Origin of the sequence: Streptomyces sp. NPDC088400, from assembly GCF_044753355.1 — a bacterium.
GTDB lineage: Bacteria > Actinomycetota > Actinomycetes > Streptomycetales > Streptomycetaceae > Streptomyces.
In genome coordinates, this window is the sequence record NZ_JBIVMZ010000009.1 from 1 (window position 1) to 22,813 (window position 22,813).

General features: G+C 69.9%; 19 protein-coding genes. 10 read left to right on the top strand and 9 right to left on the bottom strand.

Annotated elements, in window-relative coordinates; all coding sequences use genetic code 11:
• Positions 1 to 204: 204 nt before the first annotated feature.
• Genes ACIQD6_RS22605 through ACIQD6_RS22625 form a run of 5 tightly spaced genes read right to left on the bottom strand, consistent with a single transcriptional unit; the run spans position 205 to position 5,665 of the window.
• Positions 205 to 1,515, bottom strand: coding sequence for a DUF58 domain-containing protein (locus ACIQD6_RS22605; protein ID WP_401885002.1), 1,311 nt, complete (start codon positions 1,513 to 1,515; stop codon positions 205 to 207).
• Positions 1,516 to 1,526: 11 nt separating this feature from the next.
• Positions 1,527 to 2,510, bottom strand: coding sequence for an AAA family ATPase (locus ACIQD6_RS22610; RefSeq protein WP_401885004.1), 984 nt, complete (start codon positions 2,508 to 2,510; stop codon positions 1,527 to 1,529).
• Complete coding sequence (locus tag ACIQD6_RS22615) at positions 2,507 to 3,742, bottom strand: DUF4350 domain-containing protein (RefSeq protein WP_401885005.1); 1,236 nt, start codon at positions 3,740 to 3,742, stop codon at positions 2,507 to 2,509. The genes ACIQD6_RS22610 and ACIQD6_RS22615 overlap by 4 nt, the downstream gene beginning before the upstream one ends.
• Positions 3,739 to 4,425: a DUF4129 domain-containing protein gene (locus ACIQD6_RS22620; protein WP_401885006.1), complete on the bottom strand. Its 687-nt coding sequence runs from the start codon at positions 4,423 to 4,425 to the stop codon at positions 3,739 to 3,741. Before ACIQD6_RS22620 ends, ACIQD6_RS22615 begins: the two co-directional genes overlap by 4 nt.
• A gap of 4 nt (positions 4,426 to 4,429) precedes the next feature.
• Positions 4,430 to 5,665 (bottom strand): glycerophosphoryl diester phosphodiesterase membrane domain-containing protein, encoded by a 1,236-nt coding sequence (locus ACIQD6_RS22625; protein ID WP_401885008.1) that lies wholly within the window; start codon positions 5,663 to 5,665, stop codon positions 4,430 to 4,432.
• A 194-nt stretch (positions 5,666 to 5,859) separates the two neighbouring features.
• Here ACIQD6_RS22625 and mtnA point away from each other — a divergent pair, with 194 nt between their 5' ends.
• The 7 genes from mtnA to ACIQD6_RS22660 all read left to right on the top strand — a co-directional run bounded on the left by mtnA (position 5,860) and on the right by ACIQD6_RS22660 (position 14,515).
• Entirely contained in the window at positions 5,860 to 7,017 is a 1,158-nt protein-coding gene (mtnA, locus tag ACIQD6_RS22630) for an S-methyl-5-thioribose-1-phosphate isomerase (protein WP_401885009.1), read from the top strand.
• A 7-nt stretch (positions 7,018 to 7,024) separates the two neighbouring features.
• On the top strand, positions 7,025 to 7,702 hold the full coding sequence (gene mtrA, locus ACIQD6_RS22635) for a two-component system response regulator MtrA (protein WP_401885010.1): 678 nt from the start codon (positions 7,025 to 7,027) through the stop codon (positions 7,700 to 7,702).
• Between the two features lies 1 nt (position 7,703).
• Positions 7,704 to 9,743, top strand: a complete 2,040-nt coding sequence (gene mtrB / locus ACIQD6_RS22640) for an MtrAB system histidine kinase MtrB (RefSeq protein WP_401885011.1) — start codon at positions 7,704 to 7,706, stop codon at positions 9,741 to 9,743.
• A complete protein-coding gene (locus ACIQD6_RS22645; RefSeq protein ID WP_401885013.1) occupies positions 9,733 to 11,610 on the top strand; it encodes an LpqB family beta-propeller domain-containing protein in 1,878 nt (625 codons plus the stop codon). Before mtrB ends, ACIQD6_RS22645 begins: the two co-directional genes overlap by 11 nt.
• A 170-nt stretch (positions 11,611 to 11,780) precedes the next feature.
• Positions 11,781 to 12,503, top strand: a complete 723-nt coding sequence (locus ACIQD6_RS22650) for a ComF family protein (RefSeq protein ID WP_401885014.1) — start codon at positions 11,781 to 11,783, stop codon at positions 12,501 to 12,503.
• Positions 12,504 to 12,818: 315 nt separating this feature from the next.
• Positions 12,819 to 13,511 (top strand): ribosome hibernation-promoting factor, HPF/YfiA family, encoded by a 693-nt coding sequence (gene hpf, locus ACIQD6_RS22655; protein WP_401885015.1) that lies wholly within the window; start codon positions 12,819 to 12,821, stop codon positions 13,509 to 13,511.
• Positions 13,512 to 13,753: 242 nt separating this feature from the next.
• On the top strand, positions 13,754 to 14,515 hold the full coding sequence (locus tag ACIQD6_RS22660; protein ID WP_401885016.1) for a response regulator: 762 nt from the start codon (positions 13,754 to 13,756) through the stop codon (positions 14,513 to 14,515).
• A 116-nt stretch (positions 14,516 to 14,631) separates the two neighbouring features.
• On the opposite strand, the gene ACIQD6_RS22665 is transcribed toward ACIQD6_RS22660, so the two are convergent.
• Together ACIQD6_RS22665 and ACIQD6_RS22670 are read right to left on the bottom strand one after the other, a co-directional pair.
• Positions 14,632 to 15,831 (bottom strand): winged helix-turn-helix domain-containing protein, encoded by a 1,200-nt coding sequence (locus ACIQD6_RS22665; RefSeq protein ID WP_401885018.1) that lies wholly within the window; start codon positions 15,829 to 15,831, stop codon positions 14,632 to 14,634.
• A 30-nt stretch (positions 15,832 to 15,861) separates the two neighbouring features.
• Positions 15,862 to 16,476 (bottom strand): GNAT family N-acetyltransferase, encoded by a 615-nt coding sequence (locus ACIQD6_RS22670; RefSeq protein ID WP_401885019.1) that lies wholly within the window; start codon positions 16,474 to 16,476, stop codon positions 15,862 to 15,864.
• Positions 16,477 to 16,716: 240 nt separating this feature from the next.
• Here ACIQD6_RS22670 and secA point away from each other — a divergent pair, with 240 nt between their 5' ends.
• Complete coding sequence (secA, locus tag ACIQD6_RS22675; protein ID WP_401885020.1) at positions 16,717 to 19,530, top strand: preprotein translocase subunit SecA; 2,814 nt, start codon at positions 16,717 to 16,719, stop codon at positions 19,528 to 19,530.
• Between the two features lie 134 nt (positions 19,531 to 19,664).
• On the opposite strand, the gene ACIQD6_RS22680 is transcribed toward secA, so the two are convergent.
• Positions 19,665 to 20,096: an Rv3235 family protein gene (locus ACIQD6_RS22680; protein ID WP_401885553.1), complete on the bottom strand. Its 432-nt coding sequence runs from the start codon at positions 20,094 to 20,096 to the stop codon at positions 19,665 to 19,667.
• 436 nt (positions 20,097 to 20,532) lie between these two features.
• Here ACIQD6_RS22680 and ACIQD6_RS22685 point away from each other — a divergent pair, with 436 nt between their 5' ends.
• Positions 20,533 to 21,036 (top strand): DUF6912 family protein, encoded by a 504-nt coding sequence (locus ACIQD6_RS22685; RefSeq protein WP_401885022.1) that lies wholly within the window; start codon positions 20,533 to 20,535, stop codon positions 21,034 to 21,036.
• 123 nt (positions 21,037 to 21,159) lie between these two features.
• Positions 21,160 to 21,837 (top strand): HAD family hydrolase, encoded by a 678-nt coding sequence (locus tag ACIQD6_RS22690; RefSeq protein ID WP_401885024.1) that lies wholly within the window; start codon positions 21,160 to 21,162, stop codon positions 21,835 to 21,837.
• Positions 21,838 to 22,225: 388 nt separating this feature from the next.
• On the opposite strand, the gene ACIQD6_RS22695 is transcribed toward ACIQD6_RS22690, so the two are convergent.
• Complete coding sequence (locus ACIQD6_RS22695) at positions 22,226 to 22,777, bottom strand: DJ-1/PfpI family protein (RefSeq protein WP_401885025.1); 552 nt, start codon at positions 22,775 to 22,777, stop codon at positions 22,226 to 22,228.
• Positions 22,778 to 22,813: the final 36 nt, after the last annotated feature.

Genomic DNA, 22,813 nt, shown 5'->3' on the forward strand with positions numbered 1-22,813 from the left:
GCCGATGGTACTGCAGGGGGGACCCTGTGGGAGAGTAGGACGCCGCCGAACAATTATTGTGGGAATGCCCCGCACCAGTCATGGTGCGGGGCATTTCTGCGTTCACAACCCATTTCCCGTTTCCTGTTCATCCGGCCACGAACAACCCCCGTTTCAGCGTTGATCGGGGGTGGTAGCCGGCTCGGTTCGGCGACCACCCCGTCCTTAGAGGCGTCCTGCGGCTTTCAACGCGAGATAGGCGTCGGCGAGGGCCGGAGCCAGTTTTTCCGGGGTGGCATCCACGACCGTGACGCCATGACGTTGCAGCTTTTCTGCCGTGCGGCGCCGCTGAGTCTGTGCCTGGGAGCCTGCAGCTGCCTCGTAGACCGCGTCCACTGTGCCACGGCCTGTGCTCATTGCCTCGGCATGAGGATCAGCGACCGAAGCCACGAGGACTGTGTGGCGTTGAGTGAGTCGCGGGAGGACGGGAAGGAGCCCTTCCTCCACAGGAGCCGCGTCGAGACTGGTGATCAGGACGATGAGGGACCGGCGCGGTGCGTTCTTGAGCGCGGCCGCGCCGAGGCCTCGCGCGTCCGTCTCCACAAGCTCCGGTTCGAGTGGGGCGAGGGCGTTGACCATGGCGGGCAGGACATCACCTGCCGTACGGCCCTGGACCTGGACGCGAATGCGGCGGTCGTAGGCAAGGAGGCTCACTCGGTCACCGGCGCGTGCGGCGAGCGCGGTGAGCAGGAGCGTGGCGTCCATGGCCGCGTCGAGACGGGGGACGTCGCCGACCCGCCCGGCCGATGTACGGCCGGTATCGAGTACGACAAGAATGTGCCGGTCGCGTTCGGGGCGCCAAGTCCGTACGGCGACGGTCGACTGGCGCGCGGTGGCCCGCCAGTCGATGGACCGGGTGTCGTCGCCGGGCACGTACGCGCGGAGGCTGTCGAACTCGGTTCCTTCGCCACGAGTCAGCACGCTGGTACGGCCGTCGAGCTCCCGTAGCCGGGCAAGCCGGGACGGCAGGTGCTTGCGGCTCGTGAAAGGCGGCAGGACGCGCAGAGTCCAGGGCACCTCGTGATTGCCCTGGCGGGCGGCCAGACCCATCGGCCCGAACGAGCGCACCGTGACACGTTCCGCGTGCCGGTCGCCGCGGCGGGTGGGGCGGAGGAGCGTGGTGAGCCTGCGGCGCTCCCCTGCGGGGATGCTCACCTTGTGCCGGGATGCGGCCTGTTCGGTGCCGGCGAGCCAACTGCTGGGCGGCCAGGCGTCGCGGAGTTGGGCGTGGAGACGGCGTCCCGACGGGTTGGTGACGGTGAGGTGGACTTCGGCGCTCTCACCAAGTCGAACTGAAGTATCACCACTTCGGGTGAATTGGAGCGTTCGCACTGGTGCAGCCAGGGCGTAGTCGCACAGAATTGCTAGTGAGAGTGGCGCGTTGACAGCAAGGATTCCCGCCCAACTGGGGGCGAAGAATCCGACGGGGAGAGAGCCGAGGGCGGCGAGGAGTGCGGTTCGTCCGGTGAGGGCCACGGTTCACCGTCTCATCGGGGTACGGGGACGTGGGCGAGGGTCGTGGTGATGATGGAGTCGGCTGTGACTCCCTCCATCTCGGCCTCGGGCCTGAGTTGGACGCGATGACGGAGTGTGGGGAGGGCCAGGGCTTTCACATCGTCCGGGATGACATAGTCCCGGCCGGTGAGCCAGGCCCAGGCACGGGCGGTGGAAAGCAGGGCGGTGGCTCCTCGAGGGGAGACGCCGAGCGCGAGTGAGGGGGATTCACGAGTGGCACGGCAGATATCGACGACATAGCCCGCGATCTCGGGCGAGACGGATGTCTTGGCGACGGCATTTCGTGCTGCTTCCAGGTCGGCCGGCCCGGCTACGGGCCGTACCCCCGCGGCCTGGAGGTCGCGCGGGTCGAAGCCTTCCGCGTGGCGGGTCAGGACGTTGACCTCGTCCTCGCGGGACGGCAGCGGCACGGTCAGTTTGAGGAGGAAGCGGTCGAGCTGGGCTTCGGGAAGGGGATAAGTGCCTTCGTACTCGACCGGATTCTGAGTGGCCGCCACCAGGAACGGATCGGGCAGCGGGCGCGGAGTGCCGTCGACCGTGACCTGGCGTTCCTCCATCGCTTCCAGAAGCGACGACTGGGTCTTGGGTGGCGTGCGGTTGATCTCGTCGGCCAGCAGCAGATTGGTGAACACGGGACCGGGCTGGAAGGAGAACTCTGCGGTTCTGGCGTCATAGACCAGAGAGCCGGTGATGTCACTCGGCATCAGGTCAGGGGTGAACTGGACGCGCTTGGTGCCGAGTTCGAGTGATGCGGCCAGCGCTCGTACGAGGAGGGTCTTGGCGACGCCGGGTACCCCTTCGAGGAGCACATGGCCGCGGCAGAGGAGGGCGACCACCAGCCCGGTGACGGCGGGGTCCTGGCCGACCACCGCCTTCGCGATCTCGGCACGCAGGGCTTCCAGGGAAGCGCGGGCGTTGTCCGAGTTCTCAGCGGTCTCTGTGGTCGGGGCACTCATGAGGTGCGTACCTCTCTTTCGAGGACGTCGAGTTGATCCGCCAGGCGGATGAGAGCGGCGTCGTCGTCCGGGGTCGGGCCGAAGAGCAGGGTGTGTAGGTCCTGCGTGGTGTCCGGGAGTTGGGCGGAGACGGCGGGGATCAGCGTTTCGGGACTGTGGATCTTGGTGGGAGGGACGCCGAGAAGAGACGCGAGCCGGTCGCGGGTCGCCGAGCGGAGGACGGACGCGGCACGGTCCCGGGCGTTCACCTTGCGGTAGAGGCGGGCGCGGCCTTCGGCGGATTCCGAGGCCCGGACGGCGACGGGGAGCCGTTCGGGCACGAGAGGCCCCAGCCTGCGGGCACGCCAGACAGCGGCGAGCACCGTGGCGAGGAAGAGCTGGAAGGTGCCCCAGAGCCAGCCGGAAGGGATCAGAGCGAGGAAGCCGCTGTCACCACCACCGTCGTCACCGCTGCCCTTGGAAGCGGAGGGATCACTGAGTGAAGGGAGGTACCAGACGAGATGAGCCCGGGAGCCGAGGAGTTGCAGGGCCAGCGACGCGTTGCCCTGCTTGTCGAGGCGGTCGTTGTACAGAAGGTCGGGCGAGCCGAGCAGGACAGTGTCACCGGCGTCTGTGGCCGTGCTCGTACCCGAGTCGGTGTCCGAGTCGGTGTTCGTGATTCTGAGCAGGGTCGGCATGCCGTCGCTCGTGTAGCAGGCGTCGGTGCTGGGTGCGTTGGTGACGTACCGTTCGCCACCGATGTCGACAGTGCCCGCGCGGTCGGCGGCGGGCAGGGAACAGCGAGGGGCTCGTGCCGAGACCGGTGCGGGGGTGCTCGTACGCACGCCGGGGGCCAGTACGTCCATGGAAGGCGGGCCGGGGGCGAGCAGGACGGTGCGGCCACCCGAGGGGGCCGTCGCGGCGCGCAAGGAGCGCTGCTGATCCGGCGTCAACAGGTTGGGGTTGGTGACCAGGAGAGTGGTGTCGGAGCCGGTTGTCGCTGTGGCTTCGTCCAGTGTGGTGACGACGTCGACGGAGACTCCGCTGTTCCTGAGCAGCTCGGCGGTGGCGCGGCTGCCGTACCGGTCGGCGGACCGCGGGTCCAGGCGGCCGTGCTGGTCCCCGGAGCGAACAGTGGCCAGGGTGATGCCGGCCGCCACGAGGATCAGGAGCGCGAGGAGCAGTCCGCGGCCCCGTGTCCACACCTGGTGGGCGGTGGGGGAGACCGAAGTGGGGCTGATCGTGGAGGTCACTCGGCGGTTCCCCCGGATGTGGTGCTCAGGTGCGGTTTCGCATGCTCGAGGTCGATGTCGAGCTCGCACAGGAGCAGGTATGTCCGCTGCTCCGCGGTGCGGCCTCCGTATGTGACGTCGTCGAACTCCCTGGCGGCCGTGCGCAGTCGGTCCGCGTGGCCGGGGAGCGGGCGCCCGGCTTCGTCGGCGGCTTCGTCGGCGGTACGGCCGGGGCGCGGGTCGAGCAGGGCGCGTTCCTCCAGGGAGCGGACGATGGCACGCATCCGTTCCTGGACGGCCTGGTTCCAGTGGCCGGCGGTGGCGTGGTCCTCGGCGGTGGCGCGGTGCTCAGCTGCGCTGCGGGGGCCGTCGGCGAAGAGCGTTTCCGCCGTGCGGGGTATGCGCTGGGGTGTGCCCAGCCGCCACCACAGGGCGGCGATGAGGACCACGACGATCAGAGCGATGACGGCGAGGCCGAGTGGACCGCCGGGGGCCGCGCCGGAGACGGAGTCGAAGAGCTTGCCGATCCACTCCCAGAAGCTGTCGAGTGCGCGCTGGAGGAGGTTCGGATCGTGCTCGTGGTACATGGGCTCGGACAGTTCCCGCTCCGCCGCTTCACGGGCGGGGACGCGGGGCGTGTCCACGGGTATGTCGTCGGCTGCCCGGATCAGCAGCCGTGTCGTCGCTCCCCCCGTGATGGTCACGGCATCAGTTCCCGGACGTGTCGTAGCCCGGCTGGTCGGAGCCGTAGCCCGGTACGCCCGCGGCTCGCGCCAGTTCGAGGTCGAGAGCCTCGCGGCGGATGCGCTGGTCCACGTAGAGGAGGACGGTCACGCCGGCGGAGATCGGGTAGGTGATCGCGGAGGCGATCACCGTGCCGATGCCGGTGATGATCAGGTAGGGCCAGCCGAAGTCCGGGACGCTGCCGGTGAGCAGTCCGCCGAGGCCGTCACTGTCCACCGCTGCGGCGATCAGGCCGAACGGTACACCGATGACCAGCGAGACCAGGAAGGTCAGCAGCAGGGTGAGGGCCAGGACGCCGAAGGTCCGCCACCAGGCGTCTCGCACGAGCTTGGCGGAGCGGCGCATGGAGGCCAGTACGCCCTGCCGTTCGAGCATGAGCGCGGGAGAGGCGAGGCTGAAGCGGATCATCAGCCAGAGGATGACGGCGAAGGCGGCCAGCCCGCCGAGAAGAGAGAGCGCGACGCCTGCGTCGGACCCCACCAGCACGCCGGGGAGAATACCGGCGGTCATGATGACCAGGCTCATCAGCGGCAGCAGCAGGGTCAGGCCCAGCAGTTGGGGAAGCCGGGGACGGGCCTCGTTCCACGCCTCCGGGAGTGTGACGGAGCGTCCCAGCACAGACCGGCTGATCACCATGGTGAGTACCGCTGTGGTGAAGAGCGTGCCGATGATCGTGATGACGAGCGACGGGGCCAGGGCGATCAGGCTCGACTGTGCAGAGTCGAGAGCCTGACGGAGCGCTTCCGAGGGGTCGGCGTTGGGATCGACCTCGACCGGCTGGGGGAGGAGGTAGCGCTGGACGAGTATGTCGCCGATCTGGGAGATCACGGCGACGACGAGGCTGATGCCCAGCACCGTGCGCCAGTGCGCGCGCAGAGTGGACACGGAGCCATCGAGGATCTCGCCGACACCCAACGGGCGGAGCGGGATCACACCCGGCTTGGCTGCGGGCGGCCGCCCCCAGCCGTGGCCCGGTCCGCCGCCTTGGGCGGGGCCGCCCCAGCCCGGTGCGGTCCGGGGCGCGGAGGGCCCGGCGCCGGGGGCGCTCGGCGGGGACCACTGCCCTGCCGGGGGCTGGGCGCTGGACCACTTCGAGGAGGAACCGGTGTCGTCGGCGGGCTCGGCGGGCCTGGGCACGGTGGCGTCCTGGCCGTCGGACGGGGCAGATCCGGGCGAGGCCCAGCCCGGAGTGTCGTTCACGGTCGTCCACCTCGTGGATTGGTTAGGCGGCCTGCTCGGCGAGCCGGCGCTTCAGCGGCGCCTGTCCGCGGAGCGGAGCGGCAGGCTGGCAGCCATCGTGCCACGCGCCGCGTCCTGGTGGACCGGGGGCCGTATCTCCTTCTCGTCTCCGTCCTCGCCTTCATTGTCCGTGCCGCAACGGGCAGACTGAGCGGATGGCTGATGAGCACGCACAAACGCCGTTCGGCGTGGAGCCGTCCATGCTTCCTTCGATCCGCTGGGACGAACCACCGGAAGGGCCCGTACTGGTACTTCTCGACCAGACGCGGCTTCCGGCCGAGGAGGCCGAGCGGGTCTGCACCGATGTTCCCGCTCTGGTGCTCGCGATCCGGACGCTGGCGGTTCGGGGGGCTCCGCTGCTGGGTGTCGCCGGCGCCTACGGGGTGGCGCTCGCCGCGGCGCGGGGCTACGACGTGGAGGACGCGGCGGAGCAGTTGGCCCGGGCGCGGCCCACCGCGGTGAACCTGGGATACGGGGTGCTGCGGGCCCGTGACGCGTACCGGGCGGCTGTAAAGAGTGGGGCAGGTCCCGAGCAGGCGGCGGCTGTGGCGCTCGCCGAAGCGAGGCGGCTGCACCGGGAAGACGCCGAGGCCAGCACGCAGATGGCTGAGTTTGGGCTTACGCTCCTCGATGAACTGCTGCCGGGTGGCAGCCACCGGATCCTGACTCACTGCAATACCGGGGCGCTTGTCTCGGGCGGGGAGGGCACCGCGTTCGCCGTGGCGCTGTCGGCTCACCGGGCCGGCCGGCTACGGCGTCTGTGGGTGGACGAAACGCGTCCGCTCCTTCAGGGCGCCCGGCTGACAGCGTATGAGGCGGCTCGTAACGGGATGGCGTACACATTGCTCACGGACAACGCGGCTGGTTCGCTCTTCGCGGCGGGGGAGGTGGACGCCGTTCTGATCGGGGCCGACCGGATCGCCGCTGACGGCTCGGTGGCGAACAAGGTGGGGAGTTATCCGCTCGCCGTACTGGCCAAGTACCACCATGTGCCCTTCGTCGTGGTCGCCCCCACGACGACGGTCGACCTGAACACCCCGGACGGGGCTTCGATCGAGGTGGAGCAGCGGCCGGGGCAGGAGGTGACCGAACTCGTGGCGCCGGGGGCCGCCGCGGCGGGAGCGGAGGCGGGAGGCGGGGTGCCGGTGGCGCCGCTGGGAACGCAGGCGTACAACCCGGCCTTCGACGTCACACCCCCGGAACTGGTGACGGCGATCGTCACCGAATTTGGCGTGCTGTCCCCGGTGACCAGGGACGGAATCGCGGAGTTGTGTGCCAGGTCACGCCCAGGTAACGATGAGCTAATGGGATGATGTCGATATGAAGGGACGCGTCCTTGTCGTCGATGACGACACCGCACTGGCCGAGATGCTCGGCATTGTGCTGCGTGGTGAAGGTTTCGAGCCGTCGTTCGTGGCGGACGGTGACAAGGCGCTAGCCGCCTTCCGTGAGGCCAAGCCGGATCTGGTGTTGCTGGATCTCATGCTGCCCGGCCGGGACGGCATCGAGGTGTGTCGGCTCATCAGGGCCGAATCCGGCGTGCCTATTGTCATGCTCACGGCCAAGAGTGACACGGTCGATGTGGTGGTCGGGCTGGAGTCCGGGGCCGACGACTACATCGTCAAGCCGTTCAAGCCCAAGGAGCTGGTGGCTCGCATCAGGGCACGGCTGCGCAGGTCGGAGGAGCCGGCGCCGGAGCAGCTGGCCATAGGTGACCTGGTCATCGACGTGGCGGGTCACTCGGTGAAGCGGGACGGGCAGTCGATCGCCCTGACACCGCTCGAGTTCGATCTTCTGGTCGCGCTGGCCCGCAAACCGTGGCAGGTGTTCACCCGCGAGGTGCTCCTGGAGCAGGTCTGGGGCTACCGGCACGCGGCGGACACCCGGCTGGTCAATGTGCATGTCCAGCGGCTGCGCTCCAAGGTCGAGCAGGACCCGGAGCGGCCGGAGATCGTGGTGACCGTCCGCGGTGTCGGTTACAAGGCAGGACCGAGCTGACGTGTCCGGCGGCAGCGCTGCTCCGAAGCCCGGTGAGCCGGGAGTCCGTGCGGGGCGGGCTGCCGGGCCGGGGCGTGCGCTCGTGAGGTTCGGCCGCCTGTTCCAGAGCGGCCGGCTGCTTCAGGACGGCTCGCCGGGCGGGCCGGTGCTGCGGCTTCTGGTGCGCTGGGTGAGACGTCCGCTGCTGCCCGCCGTGCGGCTGTGGCGGCGGAACATCCAGCTGCGGGTCGTCGCGGCGACGCTGCTGATGTCGCTCGGTGTCGTGCTGCTCCTCGGGTTCGTCGTCATAGGCCAGGTACGCAACGGCCTGCTCGACGCCAAGGAGAAGGCGGCGCAGAGCCAGGCGGCCGGCGGATTCACCGTCGCGAAGGAGAAGGCCGACGCACCGGCCGCGCTCGGCGGCCGGGACGGCGACGGGACGAGCGGCAGGCCGGGGAGCAACTCCGTCAACTGGCGGTCCGACCTTGTCGAGCAGCTCGCCAGTGGCGGTCCGGGCGCCTTCAACGTGGTGGCGCTGAGTCCCGATTCGGATGACGCCACCAGCCGGGCGCCCCGGGTCTCGGGCGGAGTGGATTTCGCCAGCGTCCCGGCGGATCTGCGGACCGCGGTCGCGCAGGGCACCGGGCCGTACGAGAGATACGCCAAGATCACGTACACCGGTGCCACCGAGGACCGCGATCCGGAGCCGGGGCTGATCGTCGGCAAGCGGCTGAACGACGTCGACGGTTACGCGTACGAGCTCTACTACCTCTTCCCGCTGACCCAGGAGGAGCAGTCGCTCAACCTGGTCAAGGGCACACTCGCCACGGCCGGGGTCTTCGTGGTCGTACTGCTCGGGGCCATCGCCTGGCTGGTGGTGCGGCAGGTCGTGACCCCCGTACGGATGGCAGCGGGGATCGCCGAGCGGCTCTCCACCGGCCGTCTACAGGAGCGGATGAAGGTCACCGGCGAGGACGACATCGCCCGGCTCGGCGAGGCCTTCAACAAGATGGCGCAGAACCTCCAGCTCAAGATCCAGCAGCTGGAGGAGCTCTCCAGGATGCAGCGGCGCTTCGTCTCCGACGTCTCGCACGAACTGCGCACGCCGCTGACGACCGTGCGGATGGCCGCCGACGTCATCCATGAGGCGCGCAGCGACTTCGATCCCGTGACGGCACGCTCGGCCGAACTGCTCGGCGACCAGCTCGACCGCTTCGAGTCACTGCTGGCGGATCTCCTGGAGATCAGCCGCTTCGACGCGGGCGCGGCGGCGCTGGAGGCCGAGCCGATAGACCTGCGTGAGGTCGTACGCCGGGTGATCGGCGGCGCCGAGCCGCTGGCCGAGCGCAAGGGCAGCCGGATCCGGGTCGTCGGGGACGAGCAGCCCGTGGTGGCGGAGGCCGACGCCCGCCGGGTCGAGCGAGTGCTGCGCAACCTGGTCGTCAACGCCGTGGAGCACGGTGAGGGCAAGGATGTCGTCGTACGGATGGGTGTGGCGGGCGGGGCCGTCGCGGTCGCCGTGCGCGACTACGGTGTGGGGCTCAAGCCCGGCGAGGCGACCCGGGTGTTCAACCGCTTCTGGCGGGCGGATCCGGCCCGTGCCCGTACCACCGGGGGCACCGGCCTCGGGCTGTCGATCGCCGTCGAGGACGCGAGGCTGCACGGAGGCTGGCTGCAGGCGTGGGGCGAGCCGGGCGGGGGCTCCCAGTTCCGGCTGACCCTGCCGCGTACGGCGGACGAGGCCTTGCGCGGTTCGCCCATACCGCTGGAGCCCGAGGACTCCCGGCGCAACCGGGAGAGCGCCGGAGCGCAGGAGCTCAAGGAGAGCGCGCACCGGTTGGCGAGCGTGCCCGTGCAGCCGGGGGTGGCCGGCTCCGCGCTGGCCGCACCGCCCGCTGCGCCCGCCTCGTCCCGTGCAGCGGCCGCGGTGGACCCGGCCGCGCTGCCGGGCAGCGGCGCCCGGGTGGTGTCGCGTCCCGCCGGCGAGCGGCCCCCCGACCGGGAGACCAACGACACAGCACATGAGGCTCCGGAGCGGGAGGACACGATACGTGGGCGCTGACCGCCGTCGGTACGGCCAGGGGGGTGCGGTGAAGAGGCCGGCGGTGAAGAGGCCAACAGCGCTGACCGTACTGCTGGGGACTTTTGCCCTGCTGCTGACCGGGTGCGCCTCCGTCCCGGACAGCGGCGAGGTGGAGCCGGTCAAGGCATCGCCCGCCGGTGAGTCCCAGGTGCGGGTCTATGCCGTGCCGCCGCGTGAGAAGGCCGAGCCCGACGAGATCGTCGACGGCTTCCTGGAGGCCATGACCAGTGACGACCCGGACTTCGCGATGGCCAGGAAGTACCTCACGAAGGCGGCGTCCGACTACTGGGAGCCGGGGGCCGGTACGACGGTGCTGCGCGCCGCGCCCGACCCCGCGGGCCCCAGGGATCCGGCGGGAGCCGACGGCCCTGGACGCACGTATCCGCTGTACGGCGACCGGATCGCCGATGTGGACGCCACGCACGCCTACCATCCGGCCGAGCCCTCCTCGTACAACGGCACCATCCACCTGGTGCAGCAGAGCAACGGGGCGGACGGCAAGGAGTGGCGCATCGACAGCCTGCCGCAGGGGCTGGTGCTCGGTGAGTCCGACTTCCAGCGGAACTACCGTTCGGTGAACAAGTACTACTTCGCCTCCGGCGAGAACTGGCTGGTCGCCGATCCCGTCTATGTCCGTCAGCGGATAGATCCCACGACCCGGATGGACCCGGTCACCCAGGCGGTGAAGGTACTGCTGGACGGGCCGACGCGCTGGCTGAGGACGGCGGTCGACTCCCCCTTCCCCGCCGGGACGGCGCTCGAGAAGGGCACCAGAACACTGGAGTTCGACGACCGGAACGCGCTGAAGGTACCGCTGAACGAGAAGGCGTCGAAGGCGGGGCGTACGCAGTGCCGGAAGATGGCGGCGCAGCTGCTCTTCACGCTGCGGGATCTGACGTCGACCCCGGTCGGGCAGGTCGAGCTGCTGGCGGACGGGTCCTCGCTCTGTGTGCTCAGCGGCGACCAGGCCGAGGAGTTCGCGCCCGACCGCACCACCGGCCGTCCCGACAATCCGTATTTCGTCGACGACCAGGGACAGCTGTCGCTGTTGCGGGCCGACGGCGACGAGGAGGCCGAACGGACACCCGTGATCGGGCCGTTCGGCAACGGCGACGTGAAGCTCGGAACGGTCGGGGTGGCACGCGACGAGAAGCACGCGGCGGGTGTCACGGAGGACGCCAAGTCGCTCTACGTGTCGTCCATCCTCTCGGACGGCGAGCTGGGCGATCCGCTGGTGTCCAGTAACGGCCCGGGGAAGGACGACCGGCTGACAGCGCCGAGCTGGGACGGGCGCGGCGATCTGTGGGTCGCGGACCGTGATCCCGCCGAGCCGCGCCTGTTGCGGTTCGAGGAGGGCACCGGCACCCCGGAGACCGTCACGGTCGACGGACTGGAAGGGGCGCGGATCAAGGGGCTGCGGGTCTCGGCGGACGGTGTCCGGATCGCGCTGCTGCTGTCGAAGGAGGGGCGGACCACGCTGCGGATCGGGCGGGTGGAGTGGCACAGTTCCCCGGCCGGACCGACGGTGTCCGTGGCCGAACTCCAGTCGGCGGCCCCGCAGCTGGAGACGGTGACCGCGGTGTCCTGGGCGGGGCCCAGTCGCTTGGTGGTGGTCGGCAAGGAGGCCGGTGGGGTGCAGCAGGTGCGCTACATCCAGGCCGACGGGTCGACCTCGGCCGCGGGCGTGCTGCCCGGGGTGAACCAGGTGACGGCGATCGCGGCGGCGGACGACGACCGGCAGCCGCTGGTGGCCGCGTCGCAGGACGCGGGGATCGTACGGCTGCCGAGCGGGGCGAACTGGCAGACGATGGTCGAGGTGGGCTCGTCGCCGGTCTACCCCGGCTGACGGGAGCACTTCCGGACGGCCTGGACGCACCCGGGACACCCCGGTCCTTCCGGCGAGGGCTCGGGGCACGGGCCGGTGCGGGCTCTGCGCGGGGGCTTGCCCGGACCTTTGCCCGGACGAGTTGTCCACAGGGGTGGCCGGGTGCCTCCGTCGTTGGCACAGTGATTCCCATGCGCGGGTGGTGGCGGGAGATCACCGGCCTGGTTCTGCCGGCTGCCTGTGGCGGCTGCGGCAGCCCCAGGACGCCGTTGTGCGAGGACTGCGGCCGGGCGTTGTACGGCACGTGGCCCTGCCGGGTGCGTCCGGCGCCCGAGCCGGTGGGGCTGCCGACGGTCCACGCGGCGGCGCCGTACGAAGACGCGGTACGGGCCGTGCTGCTGGCGCACAAGGAGCGCGGCGCGCTCGGCCTCGCGGGGCCGCTGGGCCGGGCCCTGGGAGGGGCCGTGCAGGCCGCCGCGCCGCCGGGTACGAGCGTCGGGCCGCTGCTGCTCGTACCGGTGCCGTCCACGCGGCGTGCGGTCGGGGCGCGCGGGCATGACGCCGCTCGCCGGATCGCGCTGGCCGCAGCCGGTGAGTTGCGGCGTACAGGCAGGCCGTGCCGGGTTCTGCCGTTGTTACGGCAGCGGCGTGCGGTGGCCGATCAGGCGGGCCTCGGCGCCCGCCAGAGGCTGGCGAATCTGTCGGGGGCCCTGGAGGTCCCGGTCGGGGGCGCGCGGCTGCTGGAGGGCGGCCGGGTGGTGCTGGTGGACGATCTCATGACAACGGGCGCCTCGCTCGTCGAGGCGGCGCGGGCACTGCGTGCCGCGACAGGGCCGGGCATTCCCGGATTCGTACAGGTGAGTGCGGCAGTTGTCGCCGCTCCGCCGCTCTCTTTCGAAATAAACCGGAACTGACCGGGAGCCCGCATCGTTGCAGGTAAAGAGGGAAGAAAATCAGCTGAACAGAGGTACGTGCCGGTAGCGGGTGCCGACAACGGCCCGGGAGGGCTATGTTCGGTTATGAGGAATGGCGGAAGCCGTGACTCAGCGAATGGGCTGGTGTGCTTCGGCGCTTTTTCAAAACCTCGAAAGCTGGAGGGATGAGAGCGCGCCGACGGGGGAGGAGGAGGTGAAAGTCGCCAAGTCCGAGGCCCTGGTGACCAACTGGGGTCTGGTGCAACAGGGAGTAACTCCGCAGCGAGGCGGAGTGATCCGGGAACGGAGTTCTGCGTGGACATCGTCGTCAAGGGCCGCAAGACAGAGGTGCCGGAGCGGTTCCGCAAGCACGTGGCCGAGAAGCTGAAGCTGGACAAGATCCAGAAGCTCGACGGCAAGGTGATCAGCCTCGACGTCGAGGTGTCCAAGGAACACAATCCGCGTCAGGCCGACAGGTGCGACCGGGTGGAGATCACGCTCCATTCCCGTGGCCCCGTGATCCGTGCGGAGGCGGCGGCCGCCGATCCGTACGCGGCGCTCGACCTGGCCACCGGAAAGCTGGAGGCGCGGCTGCGCAAGCAGCACGACAAGCGCCACGACCGCCGGGGCAACGGGCGGTTGTCGGCAGCCGAGGTCGTCGATGTGGTTCCTGGCGTGGCCCAGTTGAACTCGACCGGCGAGACCGCGGCGCAGGAGGCGGCCGCCGACGCCGTCCCCACCACGATGGTCGGCTCGCTCCGGGTGCAGGGCGAAGGACCGCTGGTGGTCCGTGAGAAGAACCACGTCGCCGCACCGATGACACTCGATCAGGCGCTCTACGAGATGGAGCTGGTCGGTCACGACTTCTATCTGTTCGTCGATTCCGATTCCAAGGAACCCAGCGTGGTCTACCGGCGTCATGCCTACGACTACGGCGTCATCCACCTCAGGACAGATCCCTTGGCCGACTCCGAAGCGGGTGGCGCCGGAGGCGCCCTCGGCGGCTGAGATCCGCCCGGTACACGGCGGGGTCATGGCTGAATACGGGCCGGAATTCGGCTGAGATCCATGCTCCGGTGGAGCCCCTGAGAGACCTTTGTGCCCTCAGGGGCACCATCGTGTCTGCGCAAGGATCACCGTTCCACCCTCCCGGCATGAAATCATGGGGTCGCAAGCCAACAACTGGTCTGCGGGCTGCGGTTGGCGGGCTCTCATGAATTCTCGGGCCACGGCCATCAGGGGGAGGAACGATGTCGGACAGCTTCGGACCGGTGCACCGCGCGGGCGATGCCGGCCAGATGGTCGGCGGCGGCCGGTCCGACACCGACATGGAGCCGGAGGGCTCCCGCAAGGAGCCGATCCGGGTCCTGGTCGTGGACGACCACGCGCTCTTCCGCCGTGGGCTGGAGATCGTCCTGGCACAGGAGGAGGACATCGAGGTCGTCGGGGAGGCCGGCGACGGCGCCGAGGCCGTCGACAAGGCCGCCGACCTGCTCCCGGACATCGTGCTGATGGACGTACGGATGCCCAGGCGCGGGGGTATCGAGGCCTGCACCTCCATCAAGGAGGTGGCCCCCAGCGCCAAGATCATCATGCTGACGATCAGCGACGAGGAGGCCGACCTCTACGACGCGATCAAGGCGGGCGCCACCGGCTATCTCCTCAAGGAGATCTCCACCGACGAGGTGTCCACCGCGATCCGCGCCGTGGCCGACGGCCAGTCACAGATCAGCCCGTCCATGGCGTCCAAGCTGCTGACCGAGTTCAAGTCGATGATCCAGCGCACCGACGAGCGCAGACTCGTCCCGGCGCCGCGTCTCACCGACCGCGAGCTGGAGGTCCTCAAGCTGGTGGCCACGGGGATGAACAACCGTGACATCGCCAAGGAGTTGTTCATCTCCGAGAACACCGTGAAGAACCACGTCCGCAACATCCTGGAGAAGCTCCAGCTGCACTCCCGGATGGAAGCCGTGGTCTACGCGATGCGGGAGAAGATCCTCGAGATCCGCTGACCGGCCCTGCACGTCCGCTGCCCCGCCCTGCCCGGGGTCTGTGGCCGGTCCGGGGTCTGTGGCCTGAGCCCTGCGGCAGCACGGCCCGCCCCGCCCTTGCCCCGCCGCGTGCCCACTCAGCCCGCGGCGAGCGCCTCGGTCAGGGGTCCGCGCAGGTCGGGCGCGTCGACCCGCTCCACCCGTACGTCCGAGCAGCCGACCCACTCCGCCGCCTCGCGCAGCGCCTGCGCCATCGGGAGCACGCCCTTCGAGGTCTCCAGGGACACCTGCTTGGCCACCAGCGTCTTCCCCTCGCGCGCCGGGTCGACGCGGCCCAGCAGCCTGCCGCCGGACAGCAGGGGCATCGCGAAGTAGCCGTACACCCGCTTCGGCTTGGGAACGTACGCCTCCAGCCGGTGGGCGAAGCCGAATATCCGCTCGGTCCGGGCCCGCTCCCAGACGAGGGAATCGAAGGGCGACAGCAGTGTCGTACGGTGCCGCCCGCGCGGGACGGTCGCCAGCGCCTCCGGATCGGCCCAGGCGGGCTTCCCCCATCCCGCGACCGTCACCGGCACCAGCCCCGAGTCCGCGATCACCGCGTCGACCTGCTCACCCTTGAGCCGGTGGTAGTCCGCGATATCGGCGCGCGTGCCGACGCCCAGCGAGCGGCCCGCGAGCCGCACGAGCCGGCGCAGGCACTCCGTGTCATCCAGGTCGTCATGCAGGAGATCGCCGGGAATGGCGCGCTCCGCCAAGTCGTAGACCCGCTTCCAGCTGCGCCGCCCGGTGCACACGACCTCGCCGTACATCAGCGCGCGCTCGACGGCGACCTTCGCCTCCGACCAGTCCCACCACAGCCCGCCGTTCTTGGCACCGCCCAGCTCCGTGGCGGTCAGGGGGCCTTCCGCCCGCAGCTGCTTGATCACCGCGTCGTAGGTCCCGTCCGCCAGCTCGTGGTACCAGTGCGGGCGGGCCCGGTAGGCGCGGCGGCGGAAGGCGAAGTGCGGCCACTCCTCGATGGGCAGCACGCAGGCCGCGTGCGACCAGTACTCGAAGGCGTGCGGCCGCGAGGGCGGCGCGCCCGCGGGCGCCGAAGGGGTCCAGTAGGCGTCCTCGACCGTCTTACGGCCGACGGCGCCCAGCCGTGCGTACGGAATCAGCTCGTGCGACCGCGCCAGCACCGAGATCGTGTCCAGCTGGACCGCGCCGAGGTGGCGCAGCACGCCCCGCACTCCTCCACGCCGGTCCGGGGCGCCGAGGAATCCCTGGGCGCGCAGAGCTATCCGGCGGGCCTCGTCGGGGGACAGTTCGGTGGTGGCGGGCGGCACAGTCGTCATGGTCCGCACGATAGACGGCGGCACTGACAGTCAGGTCCGGCCAGGTGCTTCCCGGGGCCCGGCGGCGATGTCCCGCGGCGGGGCCGGCAGATAAGGACAGGCGGTCGGCAGCCCCAGATCGGACGGGAGCAGCGCACCGATCCAGCAGTCGCGCAGGATGCCCTTGTTGAGCAGACCGGCGCGCAGGACGCCCTCCACCGCGAAACCGGCCTTCTCGGCCAGAGCGCGGGAACCCGCGTTGCCGACCTCGGCACGCCACTCCAGCCGCAGCGCGCCCAGCGTCGTGAAGGCGAAGCGGGCCACCGCCGTCACGACCTCCGTCATGTAGCCGAGGCCCCGGTGCTCCTTCGCGGTCCAGTAGCCGACTTCCCAGGTGCCGGAACGCGGGTGGTGCAGGCTGACCGCGGCGATCACCGGGCCGCCCTCGCGCCGCTGTACACCGAAGGTGTACTCCGTGCCGTTCCGCCATCCGGCCGGGGCCAGCAGTTTGATGAACTCCTCCGCGTGCCGGCGTTCGTACGGAGAGGGGATCGTCGTCCAGCGCTGGATGTCCGGATCCTGGCAGGCCGCGTTGACGTCGTCGGTGTCGGCGGGTGTCAGGGCGCGCAGCCGCAGGCGGCCGGTCGTGAGTATGACGGGTTCCATGCCGGGATTCTGTCGAGGGGGTGCCTTCGTCACGAGTGCTTTTCGGGTCTCACCGGCACCTTCCGAGGGTCCCGCGCGTTCTCTTTACGGGTAACAGCAGGCCTGCGTGACGGCAGCCCTCCCGGCGCGGCCGAGTCCTCGCTTACGATGGCCGTTGCGGTGGGGCCCGCCTGCCGTGCCCGCGCCCGTGTCCGTACACGACCCACGTGCCAGGCCCGACCGGCAAGGAGACCAACCTCAGTGTCCGTCTTCAACAAGCTCATGCGTGCAGGCGAAGGCAAGATCCTGCGCAAACTGCACCGCATCGCGGACCAGGTCAACTCCATCGAAGAGGACTTCGTCTCTCTCTCCGACGCCGAGTTGAAGGCGCTCACCGCCGAGTACAAAGAGCGGTACGCCGACGGTGAGAGCCTGGACGACCTGCTCCCCGAGGCCTTCGCGACCGTCCGTGAGGCGGCCAAGCGGGTCCTCGGCCAGCGCCACTACGACGTCCAGTTGATGGGCGGCGCCGCGCTGCACCTCGGCTATGTCGCCGAGATGAAGACCGGTGAGGGCAAGACCCTCGTCGGCACGCTGCCCGCGTACCTCAACGCGCTGTCCGGCAAGGGCGTCCACCTGATCACGGTGAACGACTACCTGGCCGAGCGCGACTCCGAGATGATGGGCCGCGTCCACAAGTTCCTGGACCTCGAGGTCGGCTGCATCCTGGCGAACATGTCGCCCGCGCAGCGCCGCGAGCAGTACGCCTGTGACATCACGTACGGGACGAACAACGAGTTCGGCTTCGACTACCTGCGCGACAACATGGCGTGGTCCCAGGAAGAGCTGGTCCAGCGCGGCCACAACTACGCCATCGTCGACGAGGTCGACTCGATCCTCGTGGACGAGGCCCGTACGCCGCTGATCATCTCCGGCCCCGCCGACCAGGCCACCAAGTGGTACGGCGACTTCGCCAAGCTGGTCACCCGGCTGACCAGGGGCGAGGCGGGCAACCAGCTCAAGGGCATCGAGGAGACCGGCGACTACGAGGTCGACGAGAAGAAGCGCACCGTGGCCATCCATGAGCCCGGTGTCTCCAAGGTCGAGGACTGGCTGGGTATCGACAACCTGTACGAGTCGGTGAACACGCCGCTCGTCGGTTATCTGAACAACGCCATCAAGGCCAAGGAGCTGTTCAAGAACGACAAGGACTACGTCGTCATCGACGGCGAAGTCATGATCGTCGACGAGCACACCGGCCGTATCCTCGCCGGCCGCCGCTACAACGAGGGCATGCACCAGGCGATCGAGGCGAAGGAAGGGGTGGACATCAAGGACGAGAACCAGACCCTTGCCACGATCACCCTCCAGAACTTCTTCCGCCTCTACGGCAAGCTCTCCGGTATGACCGGTACGGCCATGACCGAGGCCGCCGAGTTCCACCAGATCTACAAGCTGGGCGTCGTGCCGATCCCGACGAACCGGCCGATGGTCCGTGTGGACCAGTCCGACCTGATCTACCGCACCGAGGTCGCCAAGTTCGCGGCGGTCGTCGACGACATCGCGGAGAAGCACGAGAAGGGGCAGCCGATCCTGGTCGGCACCACCTCGGTCGAGAAGTCCGAGTACCTCTCGCAGCAGCTCAACAAGCGCGGTGTCCAGCACGAGGTGCTCAACGCGAAGCAGCACGACCGGGAGGCGACGATCGTCGCCCAGGCCGGCCGCAAGGGTGCCGTTACCGTCGCCACCAACATGGCCGGGCGTGGTACGGACATCAAGCTCGGCGGCAACCCCGACGACCTGGCGGAGGCCGAGCTGCGGCAGCGCGGCCTGGACCCCGTCGAGCATGTCGAGGAGTGGGCGGCGGCCCTGCCGGCCGCTCTGGAGCGGGCCGAGCAGGCGGTCAAGGCGGAGTTCGAGGAGGTCAAGGACCTCGGCGGGCTCTACGTCCTGGGCACCGAGCGGCACGAGTCGCGCCGTATCGACAACCAGCTGCGAGGCCGTTCCGGACGTCAGGGCGACCCGGGCGAGTCCCGCTTCTACCTGTCGCTCGGCGACGACCTGATGCGGCTGTTCAAGGCCCAGATGGTCGAGCGCGTGATGGCGATGGCCAACGTGCCGGACGACGTTCCCATCGAGAACAAGATGGTGACCCGCGCGATCGCGTCCGCCCAGTCGCAGGTCGAGGTCCAGAACTTCGAGACGCGTAAGAACGTCCTGAAGTACGACGAGGTCCTCAACCGGCAGCGTGAGGTCATCTACGGCGAGCGCCGCCGCGTCCTGGAGGGCGAGGACCTCCAGGAGCAGGTGCGTCACTTCATGGACGACACCATCGAGGCGTACATCCAGGCGGAGACCGTCGAGGGCTTCGCCGAGGAGTGGGACCTGGACCGGCTGTGGGGTGCCTTCAAGCAGCTCTACCCGACGAAGGTCACGGTCGAGGAGCTGGAGGACGCCACGGGCGACCGCGCCGGGATCACGTCCGAGTTCATCGCGGAGTCGATCAAGGACGACATCTACGAGCAGTACGAGGACCGGGAGAACCAGCTCGGCGCGGACATCATGCGTGAGCTGGAGCGGCGTGTGGTGCTGTCCGTCCTGGACCGCAAGTGGCGCGAACACCTCTACGAGATGGACTACCTCCAGGAGGGCATCGGCCTCCGGGCGATGGCGCAGAAGGACCCGCTGGTCGAGTACCAGCGCGAGGGCTTCGACATGTTCAACGCCATGATGGAGGGCATCAAGGAGGAGTCCGTCGGCTACCTGTTCAACCTGGAGGTTCAGGTCGAGCAGCAGGTCGAGGAAGTCCCGGTGCAGGACTCGGCCGAGCGCACGTCGCTTACCAAGGAGGACGCGGTCCCCGCGGGTGCCTCCCGGCCGGAGATCCGCGCGAAGGGGCTCGACGCTCCGCAGCGGCCCGACCGGCTGCACTTCTCCGCTCCCACGGTGGACGGGGAGGGCGGCATCGTCGAGGGCGACTTCCAGAGCGCGGACGGCCCGACGCGCTCCACGTCGGACGGGATGACGCGTGCCGAGCGCCGTAAGGCGCAGAAGGGCGGTCGTCGCAAGAAGTAGGACCGGCCGGTCCAGCGGGACCGGCTGATCCCGGTACGGGCCGGGGCGCGCACTTTCGCCGTGCGTGCCCTGGCCCGTACTCGTGTCCCGCCCCGTACTCGTGTCCCGCCCTGTGCTCATGTCCCGCGCCGTGCTCATGTCCCGGCGGTGACGCGCTCGCCGCCGAGCTCGACCGCCGCGCAGCGCCACCGCAGATCGGCGCTCTGCTCCAGGCGGAAGGCCATGGCGCGCAGCTGCTCGCCCGCGGCGACGCTGGCGGAGGCCTCCACCACGCCGGTCCTCGGCTGGAAGGCGCGGCACGTGTGGATCACGGGGCGTACGCCTCTCGCCCTCAGCGGGGTGCCGGGTGCGAGGCGGACGAGTTGTTCGTACGCGTCCCCGACGGTCTGGCCGAGCATCCAGTGCACGGGCTTCTGGCCGCTGAGGACGGCCAGCAGGCGCTCCGCGAAGAGTTCGTGCGGAGGGATCTGCGGGCGCCGCTGCGGGCGTACGGTGCCGGGCCTGCGCTGATCGCGCCGGGACGGCGGCCGGACCGGGGGCCGGGCCGGGACGACCGGCCTGTCCACGGCGGTGGTGCCGACGGTGGTGCTCCTGCTCGTGGTGGTCCTGGCGGCGGTGGTCCTGCCCGCCGTGGTGGTCCCGGCCGTGGCGATGGTCCTGGCCGCTGCCTGGTCCGTCGCGGCGCCGAGGGGAGTGGCGTTATCGGTCGTGTTCATGCAGATCGCCCCCGTTCTGCTCTGCCCGCCCGGCTCGGATACCGGGCAGTAACTTCTGGTGGGGCATCTTTTACGGGCCGTCCGGGGGCCGTCGCAAGGCCGGTGCGGGCTCGGCTCACGGAACGGCGAATTCACCTATCCGAGTGATGGTGGCGCCGTGCGAGGCCTGACAGCGGGGTGGCGTGCGGTTCCCGGTGGACGCCTCAGGGCTCCTGGAGCGTCACCCCGAAGAGGGACTCCCGGACGTATCCTTAGATGCTTCCCCGACTACGAAAGTGGCCTGCTCATGCGCGTCTACGTCCCCCTGACCCTGTCCGGTCTCGCAGAGGCGCACAAGACCGGCGAGCTGGGCCCAGGGCCGCTGACCGCGTACGCCGTGACTCCCGGACTGCGCGAGTGGTACGTCTCCGACGACATCGAGGAACTGGAGTACGCGGCCCTCAACCGGGCCGCCGCCGGGTCGCTGCGGCTGCTCGCCGCGGATCCGAGTGCCGGTCGCCGCCGGGTCGTCGTCGCGGCCGACGTACCCGACAGGGAAGCCGTCGCCGACCCCGACCGGGGGCCGGACGCCGCCGGGCTCGGCGAGGTACGGATCGCCTCCGCGATCGCGCTGTCGAAGGCGGCGGCGGTGCATGTCGACTCCGACGAGGCGCACGCCGACGTCTCGGCCGCGGCGGACGCGCTGGGCGCGGCGGACCACGGCGACGACGACGCGCGGTTCACGGTAGACGGCGCGGAGGACCACGAACTGCTCTGGTACGGGATCCAGGAGATCCCGAACCTCATCTAGGACTGTCTGGTCGGCCTCGTCGGTCTTGTCGGTCTTGTCGGGCCCGGCAAAGATCGGCCGGACAGGGCCTGGGGCCTGGCCGCTCGCCGGGGCGTTGTCAGACCCTGCCGGTACGGTTTTGGCATGGGGAAGCAGAGCACGCATCTCGTCTGGGACTGGAACGGGACCATCCTCGATGACATCCAGGCGGTCATCGGGGCGACGAATGCCGCGTTCGCGGAGATAGGCCTGGAGCCGATCACGCTGGACCGTTACCGCGCGCTGTACTGCGTGCCGATCCCGGTGTTCTACGAGCGGCTGATGGGCCGCCTGCCGACCGACGACGAGTGGATCGTCATGGACGAGTGCTTCCACCGGCACTACACGGAACGGCGGGCCGGCTGCGGGCTGACCGAGGGCGTCGAGGAACTGCTGGCGCAGTGGCGGCTGGCGGGGCGCAGCCAGTCGTTGCTGAGCATGTACGGGCACGACGAGCTGGTGCCGGTCGTGCGGGCGTACGGAATCGAGAGCCACTTCCTCCGCGTCGACGGGCGGACGGGGCCGTCGGGCGGCAGCAAAGCGCTGCACATGGAACGGCATCTGGCGGCGCTGGCCGCGCAGGGCGGGGGCGGCGGGATATCCGCGGAGCGCACGGTGGTGATCGGCGACGCGGTCGACGACGCGGTGGCGGCGGCGCATGTGGGGGCGCGTGCGGTGCTGTACAGCGGTGGGTCGCACAGTCGGGCGAGCCTGGAGGCGGTGGGGGTGCCGGTGGTGGACAGCTTGGCGGAGGCGGTGGCTCTGGCGGGGGACTTGGCCTGAAGCTGCCGCCGCCTCGGCGGTGTCGCCTTCCGGCGGGGGGTGCGGGTGCGGGGTGCGTTGTGGGTGCGGGGGCCGGGGCCTCCGGAGGTACGTGTCCTGCACTGCATGATTTACGGCGCGTGCGGGTTTGTTTCTAGGGTGCGGGCCGGTGTGCGCCACAAATCACGCTTTACGTTCCGGACACGCACCTCCTACGACCCCGACCCCCTCCCGCCTGATCCCCGTCTGCGGCCCGGCGGAGGTACGGCCCCGGCGCGCGCGGGTGGTCTGTGGCACCCGGCAACAACCCGCACCCGGACCATGCCCCGCCGGACGGCACACCGCACCCGAACCACCGGCCCGCACCACAACGGCGCACAACCACGGCCCCCCGCCGGACGGCGCACCGCTACGTTCGGAGGAGCTTCAGGAATTCGCGCATCCAGGACGAGTGGTCCGGCCAGGCGCGGGAGGAGATCAGGTTGCCGTCCACGACCGCCTCCGTGTCCTGGAAGGTGGCGCCGGCCGCCTGCATGTCGGGTTCCAGGGCCGGGTACGCGGTGACGCGGCGGCCGGCGAGTTCGCCGATCGCGGCTGTCAGGAGCGGGCCGTGGCAGATCTCGGCCACTGGTTTGTCGGCGTCGAAGAAGGACTTGAGGATCTTGCGGAGTTCGGGGTCGCCCCGCAGGTACTCGGGGGCGCGCCCGCCGGGGATGACCACGGCGGTGTACTGGGTGGGTTCGACCTCGGCGAAGGCCAGGTCGGCCGGCCAGGTGTAGCCGGGTTTCTCCGTGTAGGTGTCGAAGCCGGGTTCGAAGTCGTGGACCACGAACTGGAGCTTCTTGCGGGTAGGGGCGGCGATATGGACCTCGTAGCCCTCCTCGCGCAGGCGTTGGTACGGATAGAGGACTTCGAGGGATTCGGCGGCATCGCCGGTGACGATCAGAACCTTGGCTGCCATGACTGCTCCCGGGAAGGATGTGGCGATGTGTCCATC